A 20,676-nucleotide genomic window follows, 5' to 3' on the forward strand; every position below is an offset into this window, starting at 1 on the left:
CTGCGGTCGCTACGGCCTTGATAGTTTAGAGGGTGTGCCGCAACAGCTCCTTCTCGCAGACTCCGACACCTCCAAAGACGTCCTGACCTTCGTCGGACGAGCGTTGCGTATCTCCGACGAAGGGGTGCGGCTTCAGGCCTCGAACGGCGTCTTGGCGTTGACCGCGGCCGCCTTGGCGCCGCACGGGCTCTTCGACCACACTCCCACCGTGCTGGCGATGCGCATCGTCCATGCCGACCCCGAGCTCGAATGCGACGTCGTCGTCGGATCCCTGACAGCGACGGACGACGATCGCGCGCTGAGCCTCCCCGAGACCGGGCTCTCACCGGCCTGGGCCGGCGTGGCCCCGCCACGGGGGCCGTGGCAGCCGACGACGAGCATCGCAGCGTCTGTCATCGCGCAGCGCGCGCAGTGGGGGATCAGCGCCGTCGCCCGCGGAGCGACGCCCGGATCGGGGGAGGAAGCGGTGCGCGCGCTGCGGGCGGCGATATGGGGGGAGCCCGACGAGGATCTCGGCGGTCTGCCTCGCGGGGTGGCCTTCGCCGCGGATGCATTCGGATTCATCTCCGGCGACGAGCAGGTTCCGGTCACGGTCTCGGGGCGCTGGACCCGATTGGCATTCCGGCGCGGCCACGTACTCGCCCGGGGTCCGGTCGCGACCGGACTCACCGCGGTGCGCGGTACCGGAATCTCCGAGTAGAACGACGTCAGCGCGCTGCCGCGCGGCCTGCCTGCCTCCCGGAGAACAGGCAACCGCCGAGGAACGTGCCCTCGAGAGCGCGGTACCCGTGAACGCCCCCGCCACCGAAACCGCTCGCCTCACCCGCCGCGAACAGGCCAGGGATCGGCTCGCCGTCCGATCCGAGCGCGCGGCCGTCGAGATCGGTGTTGATGCCCCCGAGCGACTTCCGGGTGAGCACGTGCAGCTTCACGGCGATCATCGGTCCGGCTGCGGGATCCTGGAGGCGGTGCGGCGACGCCGTCCGGATCAGCTTGTCGCCGCGGTAGCCTCGCATCGACCGGAGCATCCCGATCTGCGCGTCCTTCGTGAAGTCGTTCTCGATCTCCAGATCCCGGGCGACGACCTCGCGACGGACATGGTCGATATCGAGGATCTCGCCGCCCGGGTGATGGCGCATCTGCTCGAGGAGCGACTCGAGATCGTTCTCGACGATGAAGTCCGGGCCCTCGTCGAGGAACGCCTGCACGGGACCGGTCGGTCCCTTCGCCAGACGCGACTTCAGCAGAAGCCCGACGTCCTTCCCCGTGAGATCGGGGTTCTGCTCGCTGCCTGACAGCGCGAACTCCTTCTCGACGATCTGACGCGACGTGATGAACCACGAGTGATCGTGACCCGTCTTCCGCAGGTGTGAGAGAGTGCCGAGAGTGTCGAATCCGGGGAAGAGCGGCACCGGGAGCCGCACACCGGTGGCATCGAGCCAGAGCGACGAGGGTCCGGGGAGGATCCGGATGCCGTGCGACGGCCAGACCGGATCCCAGTTGGCGATGCCCTCGACGTAGTGCCACATGCGATCGCCGTTGATCAGGCGGGCACCTGCCGCCCGGACGATCGGCTGCATGGAACCGTCCACATACGCGGGCACCCCCGTGAGCATGTGCTCGGGCGGTATGCCGAGCCGCTCAGGCCACGCCTCGCGGACGAGGTCATGGTTGCCACCGATCCCACCGGAGCTCACGACGGTCGCACCTGCAGCGATCTCGAAATCGTCGATGACGTCGCGCGAGGTCTCGACACCTCGAGCCGCCGCGGTCGACGCCAGGATCGAGCCGCGCGCGCCCGTCACGACGCCGTCGGTGGTGATCAGGTCGGTCACCCGGTGACGGGGCAGCACAGTGAGGTGTCCGTCGCGCTCGCCCTGTTCCACTGCGGCGATGAACGGGGCCACGACACCGGGTCCGGTTCCCCAGGTGATGTGGAATCGGGGGACGGAGTTGCCGGGGCCCAGTGCGCCGTAGCCGCCCCTCTCAGCCCAGCCCACGACCGGGAAGAAGCTCACCCCGCGTTCACGCAGCCATGCGCGCTTCTCTCCGGCGGCGAACTCGAGATAGGCCTCGGCCCATCTGCGCGGCCAGTGGTCTTCGGCACGGTCGAAGGCGGCGTTGCCGAACCAGTCCTGCGTGGCGAGGGCGTGCGAGTCCCGGATTCCCATGCGTCGCTGCTCGGGCGAGTCGATGAGGAACAGTCCGCCGAACGACCACCACGCCTGCCCGCCGAGGTTGGTGCGCGGCTCCTGGTCGACGAGGATCACCCGCCGACCGGCATCCAATGCCTCGCTGGCGGCTACGAGACCGGCGAGCCCCCATCCGATGACCAGGACGTCGGCAGACAGGGGCTTCGTGGTCATGGCTTCTCCGTTGATTCCTGACGCGATCGGGTCTCGAGCGTGGGGCGTCCCGCGGCAGTCGTGCCGATGCCTGACGGCTCGAATGTGTTCACCATGGCATACGCGGCGCGCTCCAGGTAGTCCCACAGGGTGGATTCGTGGAGCGGCGACAACCCTGCCTCATCCAGAGCCGTGCGCATGTGGCGCAGCCACCGATCACGAGCATCCGGATCGACATGGAACGGCATGTGGCGCATCCGCAGACGGGGGTGACCGCGCGTCTCGCCATAGGTGGTCGGTCCGCCCCAGTATTGCTCGAGGAACAGGAGGAGGCGCTCTTCGGCGGGCCCGAGATCCTCTTCCGGATACATCGGCTTGAGCACCGGATCGAGCGCGACCTCGCGGTAGAACACGGACACGATCTTCGCGAACGTCTCGCGGCCGCCGACCTCGTCGTAGAAGCTCACTTCTGGGTGCCCCCGTCGTCATTCGTCTTCTTGCGCCGCCAGATGCCGCGGTCGGGGATCACAGGCACGCCCGTCACCGCATTGGGACGGGTCTTGGGCGGGTTGGCGCCACGGACGCGACGGGCGCCGTCGAGCCCGGTCGGGATCACCGTCGTCATGCTCGGGAAGGCGATCTCGTTCTCGAGCATCGCGGCGCGCAGGCGCTTGCGCAGCTCCTGGGCGACATCGTCCTTCGCGTTCGCCCGTGCCTTGATCACGAGCCGCACGACCAGGGCATCGCCGTCGACCGATTCGAGGCCCCAGAGCTCGGGCTTCTCGATGATGCGGGTGCGCCACTTCGGATCCTTCGCGATCGCCTGAGCGGTCTCGAGCATGATCTTCTCGACCTGGTCGAGGTCGGAGTCGGCAGGGACACCCAGGTCGATGATCGCCCGTGCCCATCCCTGCGACATATTGCCGATGCGGAGGACCTCGCCATTGCGCACGTACCAGAGGGTGCCGTTGACGTCGCGGACCTGGGTGATGCGCACGCTGACATACTCGACCACGCCGCTCGCCAATCCGAGATCGACCACGTCGCCGATGCCGATCTGGTCTTCCGCCACGATGAACATGCCGTTCAAGACGTCTTTGACGATGTTCTGGGCGCCGAAACCGAGACCGGCGCCCACAGCGGCGGTCAGCAGGGTGAGTGAGCCGAGCAGACTGTTGTCGAGGGCATTCACGATCAGCACGACGGCGATCACCACGAGCATCACATTGACGATGTTCTGCAGGATCGTGCCGAGCGTGCGTGTGCGCTGCACGAGCCGCATGTCGGCAAGAGGCGAGCGCTCGAGGGCCTGGGTGTCGTCGACATCGGCCTTGTTCTTCGCGCTGTCGACGATGCGGTGCACGACTCGACGGATCACGACCCGCAGGACCAAGGCTATGACCACGCAGGACACGATGATCACCGCCACATGTAGGGCTCTCAGGCCGACCACGCCCAGGACGTTGAGGACGTCGGCCCACCATTTCGGGAGCTCTGTGGCGTCAGGAGCGTCGGGGGCTTGGAGAGGCAGCATGATCATCCCCTCCAGCGTAGCGATCAGGCCTCTGCGCGGGCTGGACGCACCGCGCAGAGGCCTGATCGGGAAAGTGCGCTCAGTCTTCGGCGTCGCGGGCCTGCGCGGCGAGCGCGCGCTCGACGTCGGCGAGGTTCTCGAGCACGAGACGACGCAGCGCGGGCGCGGCGTCCTGGTTGGCGGACAGCCAACCGCGGGTCGCGTCACGGAGTTCGACATCGGCGATCGCTGTCGGGAACAGGCCGACGATCAGATACTGCGCGATCTGGTACGTCCGCGACTCCCAGACCGGAAGCAGCATGTCGAAGTACGCCGGCACGAACTCCCGCAGCACGTCGGCCCCCGCAGGGTGCACGAACCCGAGTGCGGCGGAGCGCACGATCGTGTTCGGCGCATCGTCGCGCTCGATGAGCGATGCCCACGCCGCCTTCTTCGAGACGACGTCCGGCAGCGCAGCGCGCGCCTGAGCGGCGAACTCGCCGCCCTTGGCGGTGTTGTCTGCGGCGAGTGCTGCATCGATCGTCGCGGCATCCGTGGCACCGATCGTGGCCAGTCCGACCAGGAGCTGCCAGTTCAGGTCCGCGTCGATCTCAAGACCGGGAAGGGTCTCTTCGCCCGAACGCAGGCGGCCGACGATTCCGGCGTGGTCGTGTGTGACCAGTGCGCTCGCGAAAGCCGTGACGAACTGCAGCTGGCTGTCGCTGCCCGATTCGGCTGCCTCTGCGAGCGACCAGAGTCCGTCGGCGATCTTCTGGCGAGCCGCGAGGCGGGCATCCGGGGCGACGTAGAGGGTCGCGGCGGTGCGGAGCTGTGCGAGCGTCGTGCGCACGGTGGTGGACTCGGTCTCGCGGCCGATGTTGCCGAGCACGAGGTCGATGTAGTCGGATGCGGGGGTCTCCGCGTCACGGGTCTGGTCCCAGGCGGCGCCCCACACCAGGGAGCGGGCGAGGGGGTCGCTGATGTCGGCGAGGTGTTCGATCGCGGTGGCGAGGGAGCGTTCGTCGAGTCGGATCTTCGCGTACGCGAGGTCGTTGTCGTTGAGGAGCACGAGGTCGGGCCGCTTGTGGCCGTGCAGTTCGGGGATCTCGGTGCGGTCGCCGTCGACGTCGACCTCGGCGTAGTGTGTGCGCACCAGAGCCCCGTCGGTCAGGGTGTAGAACCCGATGCCGAGGCGGTGGGGGCGGATCGTCGGGTAGTCGGCGGGGGCCGTCTGAGTGACGGCGAAGCGCGAGATCGTGCCGTCGGAGTCCTCGGCGATGACCGGCTCCAGCGTGTTCACACCGGCGGTCTCGAGCCACTTCTTCGACCAGGTGCTGAGGTCGCGGCCGCTGGTGGCCTCGAGCTCGGTGAGCAGGTCGCTGAGCTCGGTGTTGCCCCACGAGTGCTTCTGGAAGTACTGGGAGACGCCGGCGAAGAACTCCTCGATGCCGACCCAGGCGGCGAGCTGCTTGAGGACCGAGCCCCCCTTCGCGTAGGTGATGCCGTCGAAGTTCACCTGCACGTCTTCGAGGTCGTTGATCTCGGCGACGATCGGGTGGGTCGAGGGGAGCTGATCCTGGCGGTACGCCCAGGTCTTCTCCATGGCGTTGAAGGTGGTCCACGCTTCGGTCCACTCGGTGGCCTCAGCGGTCGCGATCGTCGACGCCCACTCGGCGAACGACTCGTTGAGCCAGAGGTCGTTCCACCACTTCATGGTGACGAGGTCGCCGAACCACATGTGAGCGAGCTCGTGGAGGATCGTGACGACACGACGCTCCTTGACGGCGTCGGTCACCTTGCTGCGGAACACGTAGGTCTCGGTGAAGGTCACCGCGCCGGCGTTCTCCATGGCGCCCGCGTTGAACTCCGGGACGAACAGCTGGTCGTACTTCGCGAACGGGTAGGGAACGCCGAACTTCGACTCGAAGTAGGCGAAGCCCTCGCGCGTCTTGTCGAAGATGTAGTCGGCGTCGAGGTGCTGCCACAGGCTCTTACGGCCGTAGACGCCGAGCGGGATGACGCGACCCGACGCGCTCGTGAGCTCGGAGAACGTCGATTCGTACGGCCCTGCGACGAGCGCGGTGATGTACGAGGAGATGCGGGGAGTGGGCTCGAAGCCCCATGTCGCCACCGTGTCGTCGTCATGGACGATCGGCTCGGGGGTGGGGGAGTTGGAGACGACCTTCCACGACGCGGGCGCGGTCACCGTGAACTGGAACGTGGCCTTCAGATCGGGTTGCTCGAACACGGCGAACACGCGACGCGAGTCGGGCACCTCGAACTGCGAATACAGGTAGACCTCACCGTCGACCGGGTCGACGAAGCGGTGCAGCCCCTCGCCCGTGTTGGTGTACTCGCAGTCGGCGTCGACCACCAGCACGTTCTCGGCCTGCAGGCCGGACAGGGCGATGCGCGAGTCGGCGAAGACCTCGTCGGGGTCGAGCTGCTCGCCGTTCAGCGAGATCTCGCGGACCTCGCGGGCGATCAGATCGATGAAGGTGACGCCGTCGGGGGTGGCGGTGAAGCGCACGACGCTGCGGGAGCCGAAGACCTCCGCGCCCTTCGTCAGATCGAGCGAGACCTCGTACGACTGGGTATCGATGACGTCGCGGCGCTCCTGCGCTTCGAGGCGGGTGAGATTCTCTCCAGGCACAGCTTTACTCCCAGGGGTGAGGGGATGCTGCCGCAACCCAGCGCAGTTGGCGCCCACGGCAACCATGACAGCCTACGCCAGCGCGACGGCCTGTCCCACTCTCGGAAGGTGCGAGGATGGGATGGTGACCGCGATCGAGCCGAACACCGTCCCCTTTGCATCCCCCGCCGCCGCCTCGGGCGTGCCCTACGTGACGACGCCCACGGCGTACGACGGAATCCTCCTCGCAGGATTCGGCGGACCGGAAGGACAGGATGACGTCATCCCCTTCCTGCGCAACGTCACGCGCGGCCGAGGTATCCCGGACGAGCGTCTCGAGGAGGTGGCGCACCACTACCGGCACTTCGGCGGAGTGAGCCCCATCAACGGCCAGAACCGCATCCTCAAGGAGGCTCTGGAGGGTGAGCTCGCCCGTCGCGGCATCGATCTCCCCGTCTACTGGGGCAACCGGAACTGGAGCCCCTACCTCGAAGAGGTGGTCACCGAGGCTGCGGCTGACGGGCGCACCACGCTGCTCGCTTTCGCGACGAGCGCGTACAGCTCGTTCTCGAGCTGCCGGCAGTACCGCGAGGACTTCGCCCGTGTGCTCGAGGAGACGAAGCTCGGCGACACCGTCACGATCGACAAGATCCGTCCCTTCTACGATCACCCCGGCTTCGTGGAGTCTTTCGAGACCGGTGTGCGCGAGGCGATCGAGCAGTTCCTCGGCCAGGGCATCGCGGCCGCAGACATCCAGATCCTCTTCTCGACGCACAGCATCCCCACGGCCGACGCCGAGCGCTCGGGTGCCCGGGACATCGATTGGGGCGAAGGCGGGGCGTACGCGGCGCAGCATCTCGCCGTGGCCGCGTGGGTCATGGACCGAGTGCGCGAGAGCATCCCGGCCGCCGTCGACGTGTCGTGGGAGCTGGTCTACCAGTCGCGGTCCGGCCCCGCCTCGCAGCCGTGGCTCGAGCCGGACGTGTGCGACGTGATCGGCGAGCTGCCCACACGCGGGCGGAAGGCCGTCGCCGTGGTGCCCGTCGGCTTCATGAGCGATCACATGGAGGTCCTCTGGGACCTCGACACCGAGGCGGCGGAGGCTGCGGAGGAAGCCGGCCTGGCGTTCACGCGCACGCCCACTCCCGGAGTCGCTCCGTCGTTCGTCGCGGGAATCGTCGATCTGATCGTCGAGCGTCTCGAAGGGCGTCCCAATGAGGAACGACCGCACGTGACGCCGCTGCCCGGCGCGTTCGACGTGTGTCGACCCGGATGCTGCGAGAACGTGCGCGCCGGTTTCAAGCCCGCCGCGGCGGGCGTCGCTCCGTGATCACCCACTGAGTCGCCGCGCTTCTAGGATGGATGCCATGCGCATCCACATCGCCACCGATCACGCAGGTCTCGACTTCTCCACGCAGCTCCAGGAGCATCTTCGGAGTGCGGGGCATGAGGTCATCGATCACGGCCCTGTGGAGCACGACGCACTCGACGACTACCCGGCGTTCTGCATCCGGGCGGCGCAAGCCGTCGTCGCAGACCAGAGGGAAGGCGTCGACGCGCTCGGGGTGGTCTTCGGCGGCTCAGGAAACGGCGAGCAGATCGCCGCGAACAAGGTCGAGGGAATCCGCGCCGCTCTGGTGTGGAACCTCTCGACGGCCGAACTGGCACGGGAGCACAACGACGCCAACGTGATCTCGATCGGCGCACGGCAGCACACGTTCGACGAGGTGACCTCGTTCATCGACACCTTCGTCTCGACGCCGTTCTCGCACGAGGAGCGCCACGTCCGGCGGATCGGTCAGATCGCGGACTTCGAGCGCGACGGCTCCCTTCTCCCGGACCCTCGGGCCTGACATGCCCGAGGGGCATTCGGTCCACCGCATCGCGCGCCAGTTCGAGCGGAACTTCATCGGCAAGACGATGAGCGCGTCCAGCCCGCAGGGGCGATTCGCCGAGGGGGCGGCTCTCCTCGACGGCCGGGAGGCGCTCAGCGTCCAGGCGGTCGGCAAGCAGATGTTCCTCGAGGCGGAGGGCGATCTCTGGCTGCGCGTGCATCTGGGACTCTACGGGGCGTGGGACTTCGCGGGAGAGATCCTGGTGGACCCCACGATCGCCTCCGCGAACGGCCGCATGGGGCAGACGAACCAGCGCGGCACCGTGGTGGACGAGGAGATCCTCGACGACGCGGGGGAGAACTCCCTCTCCTCGATCGGCGCACCGCGACGGGCCCGGGTGCATGTGCGCATGTCCGAGCAGACGAAGGGCCTCGCCGACGAGGGACTGGAGTGGCCGCCACCGGTCGTCGGTCAGGTGCGCCTGCGCCTGATGACCGACATCACCGCGGCCGACCTGCGAGGGCCGACCGCGTGTGTGCTGCAGACTCCGGAGGAGATGCTCGCCAGCGTCGCGAAGCTCGGACCCGACCCGCTCGTGGGCGATCCGGAGCAGAACGAGGAGCGCTTCGTGCGAGCCGTGCGCAAGAAGCAGACCGTGATCGCTCTGCTGCTGATGGACCAGGCGGTGGTCAGCGGCATCGGCAACGTGTACCGGGCTGAGATGCTGTTCCGGCAGCGACTCAATCCGCACACGCCGGGTCGCGACGTGCCGGAGGACGTCGTCCGCGCGCTCTGGCACGACTGGGTGCGCCTGCTCGCGATCGGCGTCGAGACCGGTCAGATGATGACCATGGACGACCTGTCGCCTGAGCGGTATCGCGCGGCGATGGCGAGTCGCGACGATCGGCACTGGGTGTATCACCGAGCGGGCCTTCCGTGCCGGGTGTGCGGCACGGAGATCGCGCTCGAGGAGATCGGTGCGCGGAAGCTCTACTGGTGCCCCCGGTGCCAGGCCTGACTCTTCGGTCATAGGCTGAGAGGATGCGTCAGAACCCCAGTTTCTCGCTCGCGGACGTCGAGGAGATACGCCGCGTCATCCACGGCAACCCGTGGGCGACGATCGTCAGCGACGGGCCCGATGGACTCGTCTCGTCGCACTATGTCGTCCTGCTCGACGACGACCGCGACGACCTGACGATCGTCGGCCACGTCGGCCGCCCCGATGACCTCATCCACGGGATCGGCGAGCGGGAGATGCTCGTCATCTTCCAGGGGCCGCACGGCTACATCTCGCCGAGCTGGTACGGCGACGTGCAGGCCGTCCCGACCTGGAACTACACCGCCGTGCACCTGGCGGGCACCCCCGAGATCCTCAGCGACGAGGAGAACCTCGCGGTGCTCGACAGGCTCGTCGATCGTTTCGAGGGGCGGATGCCCGAGCCGCGCCGAATGTGGGAGCGCCCGAACGATCCGGCGTTCGTCACTCGGCTCGCCGCGGGGACCGTCGGGTTCCGACTCAGCCCGACACGTGTGGTCGCCAAGCGGAAGCTCAGCCAGAACAAGCCGACAGAGACCGTCGAGACGGTGATCGCGGAGCTCGAGGGCGAGGGGCCGTACGCGCAGCCCGAGCTCGCTGCGGAGATGCGGCGAGCTCAGGACGCGCGTACGGGAGGAACCAAGTGAGCGCCGTCGGTACCCGGATCGGGACCATCCGGGCCGTGCGGATCGTCGGGCCGGGGCAGGAGTTCCTGATCGATGACGAGCCGGTGGACATCTTCATCGACGACGGCCGCATCAGCGACATCGCCCCCGCGGGCGCGCTCCGGCCTCGGGGCGAGGTGCTCGACGGCAACGGCGCCTGGGTGACACCAGGTCTCTGGGACAATCACGTCCATACGGTGCAGTGGGCTCTCGCCACCGAGCGAGTCGCGCTCGGTGGGGCAACCTCGGCAGCGGAGGCCGCGGCGATCATGTCGGCTGCGGCGCCGCTGCCCGACGGACGGAAGGTGGGCAGCGGGTTCCGCGACGCGATGTGGCCCGACGCTCCGAGTCTCGCCCTCCTCGACGGCGCGACCGGACCTATTCCCACCTATCTGATCAACGCGGACGTGCACAGCACCTGGCTCAACTCCGCCGCGCTCCGACTCGAGGGGTTCGCGAGTCCGGACGGCATGCTCCGCGAGCAGGACGCGTTCGAGATCTCGCGTCGCCTCAATGCCGTCGATCCGGAGCGCGGCGATGCCGCCGTGGTCGCAGCGGGGGATCGTGCGGCGTCACGCGGCGTCACCGGGCTGGTCGACTTCGACATGGCCTGGAATGCCGACGCGTGGCCACGTCGCGTGGCGGCGGGATTCGCGGCACATCGTGTCGAGTTCGCGATCTATCCCTTCGACCTGACGCGCGCGATCTCCGCAGGGCTTCGAACCGGTGAATTCCACGAGGCGGCCGAGGTCCCCGCTGCCGGGCGAGGCCTGATCCGCGTCGGTCCCCTGAAGATCATCAGCGATGGATCCCTGGGTACGCGAACCGCTGCCTGTTCGCATGCGTATCCCGGCGACCCGGAGAACTTCGGCGTGCTCACTGTTCCGCCGGCGGAACTCACCGAGCTGCTCACGGTCGCGACCGGGGCCGGCCTCGGGGTCGCCGTCCATGCGATCGGCGATCGAGCCGTCACCGGCGCGCTGGATGCGTTCACGGTCTCCGGTGCGGTCGGGACGATCGAACACGCCCAGCTCGTGCGGCACGCCGATCTCGCGCGATTCGGTCGCCTCGGCGTCATCGCGAGCGTCCAGCCGCAGCATGCGCTCGACGACAGAGATCTCGTCGGCAGGCACTGGGCGGGTCAGACGTCGATCGGATATCCGCTGGGTGCGCTGCGCGATGCGGGAGTCGAACTGCGGTTCGGCTCGGATGCTCCCGTCGCGCCGCTCGACCCGTGGCAGGCGATCGCGGCGGCGGTGACTCGCACCGATGACGACCGCGATCCCTGGCATCCCGAAGAGCGACTGACCCGGGAACAAGCTCTCCAGGCCAGTGTGCGCACCGCTCTGCGCCCGGGCGAGCCCGCTGACATCGCGCTCTGCGGGTTCGATCCGCTTTCGGCGTCGGGGGCGGACCTGCGAGCGATGCCGGTGCTGGCGACGATGGTCGCCGGGCGCCTCACCCACGGCGTCTGACGATCGGCAGGCACGAGAAAGGGCACCGGGATCAACCGGTGCCCTTTCTCGTGCGTCGTGCTGTCTAGGCAGCGATGTGCGAGACGAGGAACCAGCGGTCCTTCTCGAGCCCGCGCATGATCTCGATGGCGACGTCCTGGCTGGTCAGGTCGACCTCATCGAGGCCGTCGATGGCGGACTTGGTGTCGACGAGGATCGCGTCGATATCGGCGATGACGGCTCGCACGAGCTCGTCGGACTGGGTGAAGCCGGCAGGAACAGCAGTGGCTGCGCCCTTGGCGGCGACGGCGCTGATGCGCGCGTCGATCGGGAGTCCGAGAGCGACGATGCGCTCTGCGGCGGTGTCGGCGAAGTCACCCGCATGGGCGACGATCGTGTCGAGCAGCTCGTGCACGCCGACGAAGTTGGCTCCGCGGACGTGCCAGTGAGCCTGCTTGCCGTTGACGGTCAGCGCCTGCAGGCCGAGGACGACGGGGGAGAGGAACTGGGCTGCAGCGGCTGCCACGGTCGGGTCGCTCGCGGTGGTGGAAACGGTGTGTGCCTTGCTCATCTTGGCTCCTCCAAGTGGTGTGCTTCGTGCCTGATGATGACAACGCTACTCAGCCTGGAACATTCCGCAAGCAAGCGAAGGCTCGGCTTAGTGCCCCGGAATCACGCGGAAAAACGGGGGTGTGAGGGTAGTCTCACCTCATGAGTATCGCGCCAGGGGCATCCGTTCTCGCACTTCCCACCGCATCGCCGTCGATCCACGAGGAGGCGTTCGTCGCGGATGGTGCGCGGATCGTCGGGAACGTGACCCTCGCCGCCGGCGCGAGCGTCTGGTACAACGCGGTGCTCCGGGGGGACTCCGAGGGGATCCGCATCGGAGCCGCGAGCAATGTGCAGGACAACGCCTCGATCCACGTGGACGTCGACCATCCCGCGATCGTCGGCGAGAGGGTGTCCATCGGCCACAACGCCGTCGTCCACGGGTGCACGATCGGCGACGGATCGCTCATCGGCATGGGCGCCGTCGTGCTCAGCGGTGCCGTGATCGGCGCCGGCTGTCTGGTCGCGGGCGGTGCTGTCGTGCTCGGCGGCACCGTCGTTCCCGACGGCTCCCTCGTCGCCGGCGTCCCAGCGAAAGTGCGTCGTGCGCTGAGCGACGAGGAGCGCGCCGGACTGATCCGCAATGCGGACATCTACCTCGGACACCTGCAGACGCATGCCGAGGCGACACCGATCTGACGCCCGACGCGCTGCCGCTAGGCTGGAGTGACGGGGCGGTGGCCAAGCTGGTTAAGGCAGTGGGCTCATAACCCAACGATCGCGGGTTCAAGTCCCGCCCGCCCTACCGTCATTTCGTCGTCCCGCGCGTCCCGCTCAGGAGAGAACGGTTTCGGCCGGTTCGGCGGTTTCCAGGTGCTCGGCCACGAGGGTGATCCCGCCGCTCGAGTTGGCGGAATGCGCGAGTTCCTCGATCCAGCGTCGGCTCAACTCCGGCGCCTCGGGCTCGTCGAAGACGAATCGCAGCGGGATCGAGGGGTGCAGCCACACCGTGGAACGGCCCTGCTGGTCGCCGTCCTGATGCTGCCAGGAGAGCGTGAAGCTCTCGTTCCGGCGCAGTTTGGTCGCGACGACCACCTTGAGGTGTGCGAGCGCACGATCCTCGATCGAGATCGGAGCGGAGGCACCGTAGTACAGAGAACCCATGGTCGGAATCTACGGCGTCAGGATGAGGTCGTCGTGACGCTGACGGGCGACGCGCGTCCGATGCGAACATCCTCTTCGTGTGGTGTCATCGGCGATGCCTGCCGGCGGTCGCAGACGGCAGCACGCCGAACGCGTCGCGATACGCCGCGGCGAAGCGCGAGGGGTGGGAGAAACCCCAGCGCCGCGCGACAGCCGCGACCGAGGTCGGCACTCCGGAACGCAGCTCGCGATGAGCGCCGTCGAGGCGTGCCTGGCGAAGGCACTCGGCAGGCGTGGCGTCGAGTGCGCGCCGAAACGCGTACTGGAGGCCCCTGGTCGAGATGTGCACGGATGCGGCGATGTCGTCGACCGTGATGGGGAGGTGGGCGTTCTCGGCGATGTATGCGAGCGCGCGTCGCACGGTCGCGGGCGCAGGAGCCGTCTGCACCGGCCGGTGCCGACTCTGCGACATCGTCGTCGCGAAGGTCGACAGCGTCGTGGCACCCGCGTGCCGGGCGTACTCGGCCCGAAGAAGCGCGTCGTCGTCGCCCAGGGCCGAGACGTTCAGCTCGAGATAGGAGAACATCCGATTCCATCGCGCGGCCGCCTCCGCCGAGTGAGACGACAGGTCGGCGACATGGAGCGACAGGGTGTCGTCGCCACTGATCTGCTGGGCGAGCCGCTGCAGATCGTCGCGCTCGAAGACCAACGCCGTGACCCGCGCGCCCTGCTGCCAGCGGGCGTGGACACTTGGGCCGTCTGAGATCCACGGCCTCGTCGCGTCGAGATCCTCGCGATCGGACCAGACCTGTGCGTCCGCGCCGTCGACGCGGCAGGCGAGGAACTGGTCGTGCGGCTCTGCCGTCGAGAGCACCTCGGCAGCGAGGTCGTAACGCACGAGGTCGGCCCCGCCGAGGTCAGCCGAGTGCCAGTCGAAGAGGAAGCGGTGCGGATCCACATCATGCAGCACGGCCGAGGGCACGAACTGCTTCCAGGTGCTCTCGACACGGGTCACGTCTCGAGTACGGAACCTCATCTTCTCTGTCTCTCTTCTTCGTCACGAGGCGGGCGGACCGGCCACGTCCCGTCGAGTCTCTCTTCGGGATCCAACCGCCCGATCCTGATGAAGTACTCGGTCAGGCTCGCCGCCTGGGAACGTGCCCACGCGACCTGGCGCGTGTGGAGGTCATCGATCGAATCCGGCAGGGTGAACTGCCGTGCGAGAGCCTGGGCGACTCGCCCCGCCGCGACCGCATCCGCGGAGGCATCGTGCGCGTCTTCCAGGCTCACCGCGTATCGGGCGGCCACTGCTTCGAGAGTCCTCTTGCCGGGCCGATAGCGATCGTACGCCTTGTCGATGACGAGAGGGTCGATGATCGGCTGAGGATTCTCGAGCCGTGCGACGCCGTGACGACGGGCCTCGTGGTCGAGGAGTGAGAAGTCGTAGGACGCGTTGTACGCCACGACGGGAACGCGTTGCGACAGCAGCGACCCGAGAGCGGAGACGATCTCCGTGACGGCGATCGCGGCGGGGCGCCCGTCGCGACGCACCTGATCGTTCGTGATCCCGTGGATCGCCGTCGCGCCGGCGGGGATGTCGATTCCCGGGTCGACGAGCCACGTCTTCGAGGCGAGCTCGCGGCCGTCGCCGTCGAGCAGGCCCACATGCGCCGTGACGATGCGATCGTTCTCGACGTCCACCCCGGTCGTCTCGAGATCGAAGACTCCCACGCGGCGGATCCACGAGGGGGTGTCGGGAGCCGCGGTCATGCATTCACGCTAGAGCCCGCCTCGGACATCGGCGGGAAGGCGCACGGTGATCGCCCGAGCGACGCTCGTAGACTGAGAGGATGACCGTGCCTTCGCCGTATGCCGACCGCCTGAGCCGCCTCCCGGTCGTCCGCCGCGAGGTCGAGGTCCGGGGCGCGACCACCGCGTTCTGGGAGTACGGCCAGGCCGACGCCCCGACCACCGTCATCGCCGTGCACGGCTTCCGCGGTGACCATCACGGTCTCGAGCCGGTCCTCGCGTACCTGCCCGAGCTCCGCGTCATCGCTCCGGATCTTCCCGGCTTCGGAGAGTCGGCGCCTGTGCCCGGACGGCCGTACGACCTGGACGAGTACGTCGAATGGCTCACGGAGTTCGCGGCGGCCGTCGCGCCGGGCGCCGTGATCCTGGGACACTCCTTCGGCTCGATCGTGACATCGGCGGCCGTCGCGCGAGGGCTGGAGACGCCGCGGCTGATCCTGATCAACCCGATCGGTGCTCCCGCACTCGAAGGCCCCAAGGGGATCATGACCCGCCTCGCCGTCCTCTATTACGCCCTCGGAGCACGCCTGCCCGAACGCCTGGGCACTGCGCTGCTGCGCAACCGTCTGATCGTGCGGGTGATGAGCATCACGATGGCGAAGACCTCCGACCCACAGCTCCGTCGGTTCATCCACGACCAGCACGACACCTACTTCTCGCGGTTCGCCGACCGCGACGTGCTGCGCGACGCCTTCGTGGCGAGCGTGTCGCATGACGTGAGCGAGGTGGCCGAGCAGATCACGGTCCCGACGCTGCTGATCGCGGCGGAGAACGACGACATCACCCCCATCGACGTGGAGCGAGAGCTCGCGACGCGGTTCGTCGACTCATCACTCGTGGAGATCGCGCACGTCGGGCACCTGATCCACTACGAGACCCCGGCAGAGGCCGCGGGCGCCGTCCGTCGATTCCTCAGGATTCCCGTCGCGCGACGCCCATGAGGCCGGCGACGCGGAACGGGATGACTTCGCCCATCGCCAGGGAGGTCTCTGTCCGCTCGACGCCGTCGACCGACAGGATGCGCGCATCGGTGTCGAAGAGGTGGCGCGCGTCGCGGCAGGCGACGCGCGCGAGAAGGTCGACGGATCCGCTGAGGCCGTGCGCTTGGACGATCTCGGGTATGCGCGACAGTTCGTTGATGATGCGCGGCAGCTCGGTCTGTCGGACCCCGATGCTGACGAACGCCTGAAGCGGGAACCCGAGCACGTCGGGGGAGAAGGATCTCTCGTAGGAGAGGAAGATCCCGGTCTCCTCCAGGCGGGCCATCCGCGCCTGGATGGTGTTGCGCGACAGTCCGAGGCTCTCGGCCAGGGCGACGATCGTGATGCGCGGATCGTCGGCGAGCGCGGCAAGCAATTCCAGATCGATACGGTCAAGTCCGGCCATAGTGCCAAAGAGTAGCAGCGTCGCACCACCTCTGATTTGGCAACATGCTCAACCGCCTGCTCATTGCTTGAGCGAGCTGCTGAGCGGACGTACGCTCGAAGCGTCCGGCGATGATGCCGGGAGACGCGTGTGCCGCCTCACGAGGGCGACCACGAGCGAGGAGGACGATGATGTCACCGCAGAGCACTCCGATAGTCGACACCGAGCATGATCTCGAGCTGTCCGAACGCATCCTGGCACCCGACGGGACGCGGATCCCGCACCCGGAGCTGGACCCCTACGTGGCTGACGTCGACGCCGCGACGCTGAGGGATCTTCTCCGCGACATGACCGTCCTCCGGCGTATCGACGCGGAGGGCGTCGCCCTTCAGCGTCAGGGGCAGCTGGGCCTCTGGGCACCGTGTCAGGGCCAGGAAGCCACTCAGATCGGCACGGCGAGAGCACTCGCCCCGCAGGACTACGTCTTCCCCAGCTATCGCGAGACCGGCGTGATCTACGCCCGCGGAGCACAGCCCGCCGACTTCGTGCGGATGTGGAGAGGGGAAGAGGGGGCAGGGCACGATCCCGCTGCTCTGCGTGTCGCGCCCTTGCAGATCATCATCGGAGCCCAGACCCTGCACGCGGTCGGCTACGCCCTCGGCATCCTGCACGACGGAGCCGACGAGGTCGCGGTCACCTACTTCGGCGACGGCGCCACGAGCCAGGGCGACGTGAACGAGGCTATGGTCTTCGCGGCCTCCTACCGTGCGCCCGTGGTCTTCGTCTGCCAGAACAACCACTGGGCGATCTCGGAGCCGGTCGCCGTGCAGTCGCAGTTCCCGATCGCCGGACGCGCGCCGGGATTCGGCATCCCGAGTATGAGGGTCGACGGGAATGATGTCCTGGCGTGCATGGCTGCGATGCGGTGGGCGTCGGAGCATGCACGGTCGGGCAAGGGCCCCGCGTACATCGAGGCGGTCACCTACCGGATGGGACCGCACACCACCGCGGACGACCCGACGAGGTACCGCAGCAGTGAGGAGCTCGAATCCTGGCGGCGGCGTGACCCGATCGCGCGCCTCGAAGCCCATCTGCGAGCCCTGGGCGAGCTCACCGAGGAGCACATGTCGGCCACGCGCGCAGCGGCCGACGGCATCGCGAAGGAGATGCGCGCTCAATGCCTCGGCATGGTGACGCGTCCGCCGCTCGCGGTGTTCGACGGGGTGTACGCCGAGCCGCACTCGGGTCTCGACCGGCAGCGCTCCGAGTACGCCGCGTATCTCGCGTCGTTCGACGAGGAGGCCTGAGATGACGGAGCTCACTCTCGGCAAGGCGCTCGGAGCTGGACTCCGACAGGCCATGCGCGACGACGACAGGGTCGTCCTCCTCGGCGAGGACATCGGCCGCCTGGGCGGAGTGTTCCGCATCACGGACGGACTGCTCGACGAATTCGGCGCGCACCGCGTGATCGATACGCCGCTGGCCGAGTCCGGCATCGTCGGCACGGCGGTGGGGCTCGCGTTCCGGGGGTACCGTCCCGTGGTCGAGATCCAGTTCGACGGGTTCGTCTACCCGGCCTTCGACCAGATCGTCGCCCAGGTCGCCAAACTGCACTACCGCACGCAGGGGCGGGTCAGGATGCCGATCACCATCCGGATCCCGTGGGCGGGCGGCATCGGCGCGGCCGAGCACCATTCCGAGTCGCCGGAGGCCTACTTCGTGCACACGGCGGGCCTGCGCGTGGTCGCGGTGTCGAACCCCGAGGACGCGTACCGGAGTCTTCGCCAGGCGATCGCCTCCGACGACCCGGTGATCTTCTTCGAGCCGAAGCGTCTCTACCATCACAAGGGAGAGGTCGATCTCGAGGCGCCCCTGGCGGATGCGCCGCCGATGGGTCTCGCGCGGGTGGTGCGCCCCGGGACGGACGTGACGCTCATCACCTACGGGGCGATGACCACGACCGCACTCCAAGCGGCGGAAGCGGCCGAGGATGAGGGCATCTCGTTGGAGATCATCGATCTGCGCTCGCTCTCGCCCGTCGATTACGACTCCGTGGCGGCGTCCGTCCGCAAGACCGGCCGAGTGGTCGTCGCCCATGAGGCCTCTCGTGAGGCCGGAGTCGCCGCGGAGGTCATCGCGAGCGTCACCGAGCGATGCTTCGACTACCTCGAATCGGCGCCGCTGCGAGTGACAGGTCACGATGTGCCCTACCCGCCGGCGAAGCTCGAGAAGTATCACCTGCCGGACCTCGATCGCCTGTTGGATGCGGTCGATCGAGTGCTCGACCGGCCGAACAGCCTGACGGGAGCTGACGCATGATCGCGGAGTTCCGCCTCCCGGATCTCGGAGAGGGGCTCACGGAGGCGGAAGTGGTGCAGTGGCTGGTCGCTCCCGGCGACAGCGTCGCGCTGAACCAGACGCTCGCCGAGGTCGAGACCGCCAAAGCGATCGTCGAGCTGCCCTCGCCCTACGAAGGCACGGTCTCGACCCTTCATGCCGATGCGGGGGAGACGGTGGCCGTCGGCGCCCCGCTGATCGCCTTCGACGTGGAGGGTGCCGACGATGACGATGACGATGACGATGACAAGGGGGAGCGCGCCCCGCGGCGTGACGACGCCAAGGCCGAGCCGAATCTCGTCGGATACGGCGCAGCTCCGACCTCGGCGAGTCGTCCGGCGCGTCGCGCGCGACGCATCGGCGGCGCGGCTCCCGCCCAGGACACCGCCGTCCTCGAGGCGGCCCCGCACGATGCGGCTCCGACGCCGAGTATCGATGTCGTGGTGGAACGACCGCGATCGACTCCGCCCGTTCGCGCCTATGCGAAGCGCCTCGGGATCGATCTCGTCCTCGTGGCCGCATCGGTCGGAGACAGGCTGATCACTCGCGCGGACATCGATGCGTACGCCGATCGGATCTCCGGCATCCCGGCTCCGAGTCAGCGCCCCGGGGCTCACGCCTCGTCTACGAGCGACCGGGCGTCCGCACGGCACGACGACGATCGCGACGTGCGCATCCCCATCCGGGGTGTCCGCAAGCACACGGCTGCGGCGATGGTCGAGAGCGCCTTCAGTGCGCCCCACGTCACCGTGTTCCACACGGTCGACGTGACGGCGACGATGGATCTGGTGTCGTCGCTCCGCGCCGACCGATCTCTCTCGGCACATCGCATCGGCCCACTCGTGCTCGTCGCCAAAGCCGTGTGCCTGGCGCTCGGGAGAAACCCCGGGCTGAACTCCCGGTGGGACGACGCCGCAGGTGAGATCGTGCAGCATGGGTATGTCGACCTCGGTATCGCCGCGGCGACCGAGCGCGGTCTTCTGGTGCCGAACATCCGAAGCGCGGAGCGGTTGACGCTCGTCGAACTCGCGGACGCACTGCAGGAACTCGCCGAGACCGCTCGCGCGGGTCGCACCGCGCCCGCGGAGCTCGCGGGCGGAACGTTCTCCATCTCGAACATCGGGGTGTTCGGCGTCGACGCGGGGACTCCGATCCTGCCGCCGGGGCAGTCGGGAATCCTCGCCGTGGGCGCCGTCCGACGTCAGCCGTGGGAGCACCGGGGGGAGATCGCCCTGCGCCAGATGATGACGCTGAGCCTGTCGTTCGACCACCGGGTCGTCGACGGAGCGGAGGGGGCGCGGTTCCTCCGAGACATCGCCGACATCCTCGAGGAGCCGGGCAGAGCCCTGTTGTTCAGATAGCGGCCCGTAGCGCCGATTCCGCCATCGCGGCCAGCACGGTCGCGGTGGCGGAATGGCGGCGGGCGGCGGACGTCGTGCTGTGCGGCGTCGAGTTGATCAGGCCGAAGCACGCCTGGACCCGCAGTCGGAGTTCGTCGGTCTCGGCGTCGACGACTGCGGCGAGTGCGTCCATCCAGAGCTCGATGTACGCGCGCTGCAGACGTCGGACCTCGCTGTGGTCACCGGGGGCGAGGTGGGCGACATCGCTGTCATGAACGCGGATGACGTCGGCATGGCGCAGCGCGAAGTCCACGTGGAAGGCGATCAGAGCGCGGACCCGCTCGTCGGGGGTCGTGGCCGAGGCCGAGACCCGCGATCCGCCGTCCACGAGATCGCGGCTGACCTCGACCAGCACCGCACCGAGCAGCGCCTGCTTCCCGGCGAAGTGACGGTAGACGGCCGGACCGGAGACTCCCACCGCTGCCCCGATGTCCTCCAAGCTGACCCCGTTGTACCCGCGCTCGGCGAACAGGTGCGCGGTGGCGCGCAGAATCGCACCGGAACGCTCCGCCTTGGCCCGATCTCGGGCGGTGATCGGGGTTGTCATCTCAGTTAATCCTCGCTAACCTGAAGTAACTGGTTAGTGCACACTA

21 protein-coding genes and 1 tRNA gene are annotated in these 20,676 nt (G+C 68.2%); 12 read left to right on the forward strand and 10 right to left on the reverse strand.

Going from position 1 to position 20,676, the window contains the following annotated elements; translation table 11 throughout:
* The first annotated feature begins 34 nt into the window (after window positions 1–34).
* Window positions 35–700 (forward strand): hypothetical protein, encoded by a 666-nt coding sequence (locus HWD99_RS05130; protein WP_241795159.1) that lies wholly within the window; start codon window positions 35–37, stop codon window positions 698–700.
* A gap of 7 nt (window positions 701–707) precedes the next feature.
* Here the strand turns inward: HWD99_RS05130 and HWD99_RS05135 are convergent, their stop codons facing one another.
* The 4 genes from HWD99_RS05135 to pepN form a co-directional block, all read right to left on the reverse strand.
* The gene (locus HWD99_RS05135; RefSeq protein WP_241795160.1) at window positions 708–2,366 is read right to left on the reverse strand and encodes an FAD-binding dehydrogenase; all 1,659 of its coding nucleotides are present in this window, start codon (window positions 2,364–2,366) and stop codon (window positions 708–710) included.
* Window positions 2,363–2,812, reverse strand: coding sequence for a globin (locus HWD99_RS05140; RefSeq protein WP_241795161.1), 450 nt, complete (start codon window positions 2,810–2,812; stop codon window positions 2,363–2,365). Before HWD99_RS05140 ends, HWD99_RS05135 begins: the two co-directional genes overlap by 4 nt.
* On the reverse strand, window positions 2,809–3,885 hold the full coding sequence (locus HWD99_RS05145) for a mechanosensitive ion channel domain-containing protein (RefSeq protein WP_274617974.1): 1,077 nt from the start codon (window positions 3,883–3,885) through the stop codon (window positions 2,809–2,811). Before HWD99_RS05145 ends, HWD99_RS05140 begins: the two co-directional genes overlap by 4 nt.
* A 73-nt stretch (window positions 3,886–3,958) precedes the next feature.
* Window positions 3,959–6,511: an aminopeptidase N gene (pepN, locus tag HWD99_RS05150; protein WP_241795162.1), complete on the reverse strand. Its 2,553-nt coding sequence runs from the start codon at window positions 6,509–6,511 to the stop codon at window positions 3,959–3,961.
* A 121-nt stretch (window positions 6,512–6,632) separates the two neighbouring features.
* Here pepN and HWD99_RS05155 point away from each other — a divergent pair, with 121 nt between their 5' ends.
* Genes HWD99_RS05155 through HWD99_RS05175 form a run of 5 tightly spaced genes read left to right on the forward strand, consistent with a single transcriptional unit; the run spans window position 6,633 to window position 11,501 of the window.
* A complete protein-coding gene (locus HWD99_RS05155) occupies window positions 6,633–7,820 on the forward strand; it encodes a ferrochelatase (protein ID WP_241795163.1) in 1,188 nt (395 codons plus the stop codon).
* 37 nt (window positions 7,821–7,857) lie between these two features.
* The gene (locus HWD99_RS05160; RefSeq protein ID WP_241795164.1) at window positions 7,858–8,343 is read left to right on the forward strand and encodes a ribose-5-phosphate isomerase; all 486 of its coding nucleotides are present in this window, start codon (window positions 7,858–7,860) and stop codon (window positions 8,341–8,343) included.
* A gap of 1 nt (window position 8,344) precedes the next feature.
* Window positions 8,345–9,343 carry an Fpg/Nei family DNA glycosylase gene (locus tag HWD99_RS05165; RefSeq protein WP_241795165.1) on the forward strand — a complete coding sequence of 333 codons (999 nt, stop codon included), beginning with the start codon at window positions 8,345–8,347 and terminating at the stop codon, window positions 9,341–9,343.
* Between the two features lie 23 nt (window positions 9,344–9,366).
* On the forward strand, window positions 9,367–10,008 hold the full coding sequence (locus tag HWD99_RS05170) for an FMN-binding negative transcriptional regulator (RefSeq protein ID WP_241795166.1): 642 nt from the start codon (window positions 9,367–9,369) through the stop codon (window positions 10,006–10,008).
* Entirely contained in the window at window positions 10,005–11,501 is a 1,497-nt protein-coding gene (locus HWD99_RS05175) for an amidohydrolase (protein WP_241795167.1), read from the forward strand. The genes HWD99_RS05170 and HWD99_RS05175 overlap by 4 nt, the downstream gene beginning before the upstream one ends.
* Before the next feature lie 64 nt (window positions 11,502–11,565).
* On the opposite strand, the gene HWD99_RS05180 is transcribed toward HWD99_RS05175, so the two are convergent.
* Complete coding sequence (locus tag HWD99_RS05180; protein WP_241795168.1) at window positions 11,566–12,051, reverse strand: Dps family protein; 486 nt, start codon at window positions 12,049–12,051, stop codon at window positions 11,566–11,568.
* Window positions 12,052–12,191: 140 nt separating this feature from the next.
* Here HWD99_RS05180 and HWD99_RS05185 point away from each other — a divergent pair, with 140 nt between their 5' ends.
* Entirely contained in the window at window positions 12,192–12,728 is a 537-nt protein-coding gene (locus tag HWD99_RS05185; RefSeq protein ID WP_241795169.1) for a gamma carbonic anhydrase family protein, read from the forward strand.
* A gap of 32 nt (window positions 12,729–12,760) precedes the next feature.
* Window positions 12,761–12,834: transfer RNA gene (locus HWD99_RS05190), tRNA-Ile, on the forward strand.
* A 29-nt stretch (window positions 12,835–12,863) separates the two neighbouring features.
* On the opposite strand, the gene HWD99_RS05195 is transcribed toward HWD99_RS05190, so the two are convergent.
* From HWD99_RS05195 to HWD99_RS05205, 3 genes are all read right to left on the reverse strand, one after another.
* Complete coding sequence (locus tag HWD99_RS05195; RefSeq protein ID WP_241795170.1) at window positions 12,864–13,193, reverse strand: hypothetical protein; 330 nt, start codon at window positions 13,191–13,193, stop codon at window positions 12,864–12,866.
* 85 nt (window positions 13,194–13,278) lie between these two features.
* On the reverse strand, window positions 13,279–14,187 hold the full coding sequence (locus tag HWD99_RS05200; protein ID WP_241795171.1) for an AraC family transcriptional regulator: 909 nt from the start codon (window positions 14,185–14,187) through the stop codon (window positions 13,279–13,281).
* Between the two features lie 17 nt (window positions 14,188–14,204).
* The gene (locus HWD99_RS05205; protein ID WP_241795172.1) at window positions 14,205–14,942 is read right to left on the reverse strand and encodes an exonuclease domain-containing protein; all 738 of its coding nucleotides are present in this window, start codon (window positions 14,940–14,942) and stop codon (window positions 14,205–14,207) included.
* Window positions 14,943–15,022: 80 nt separating this feature from the next.
* On the opposite strand from HWD99_RS05205, the gene HWD99_RS05210 reads away from it, so the two are divergent.
* Entirely contained in the window at window positions 15,023–15,922 is a 900-nt protein-coding gene (locus tag HWD99_RS05210) for an alpha/beta fold hydrolase (RefSeq protein ID WP_241795173.1), read from the forward strand.
* Here the strand turns inward: HWD99_RS05210 and HWD99_RS05215 are convergent.
* Window positions 15,894–16,367, reverse strand: coding sequence for an Lrp/AsnC family transcriptional regulator (locus HWD99_RS05215; protein ID WP_241795174.1), 474 nt, complete (start codon window positions 16,365–16,367; stop codon window positions 15,894–15,896). The genes HWD99_RS05210 and HWD99_RS05215 overlap by 29 nt on opposite strands.
* A 170-nt stretch (window positions 16,368–16,537) precedes the next feature.
* On the opposite strand from HWD99_RS05215, the gene pdhA reads away from it, so the two are divergent.
* Genes pdhA through HWD99_RS05230 form a run of 3 tightly spaced genes read left to right on the forward strand, consistent with a single transcriptional unit; the run spans window position 16,538 to window position 20,044 of the window.
* Entirely contained in the window at window positions 16,538–17,653 is a 1,116-nt protein-coding gene (gene pdhA / locus HWD99_RS05220; RefSeq protein ID WP_374205453.1) for a pyruvate dehydrogenase (acetyl-transferring) E1 component subunit alpha, read from the forward strand.
* A gap of 1 nt (window position 17,654) precedes the next feature.
* Entirely contained in the window at window positions 17,655–18,665 is a 1,011-nt protein-coding gene (locus HWD99_RS05225; RefSeq protein WP_241795176.1) for an alpha-ketoacid dehydrogenase subunit beta, read from the forward strand.
* Window positions 18,662–20,044: a dihydrolipoamide acetyltransferase family protein gene (locus tag HWD99_RS05230; RefSeq protein ID WP_241795177.1), complete on the forward strand. Its 1,383-nt coding sequence runs from the start codon at window positions 18,662–18,664 to the stop codon at window positions 20,042–20,044. Before HWD99_RS05225 ends, HWD99_RS05230 begins: the two co-directional genes overlap by 4 nt.
* Here the strand turns inward: HWD99_RS05230 and HWD99_RS05235 are convergent.
* Window positions 20,037–20,630 carry a TetR/AcrR family transcriptional regulator gene (locus tag HWD99_RS05235; protein WP_241795178.1) on the reverse strand — a complete coding sequence of 198 codons (594 nt, stop codon included), beginning with the start codon at window positions 20,628–20,630 and terminating at the stop codon, window positions 20,037–20,039. The genes HWD99_RS05230 and HWD99_RS05235 overlap by 8 nt on opposite strands.
* Window positions 20,631–20,676: the final 46 nt, after the last annotated feature.

The sequence above is a fragment of the Microbacterium sp. C5A9 genome, assembly GCF_022627955.1.
In the GTDB taxonomy this organism is placed as follows: domain Bacteria; phylum Actinomycetota; class Actinomycetes; order Actinomycetales; family Microbacteriaceae; genus Microbacterium.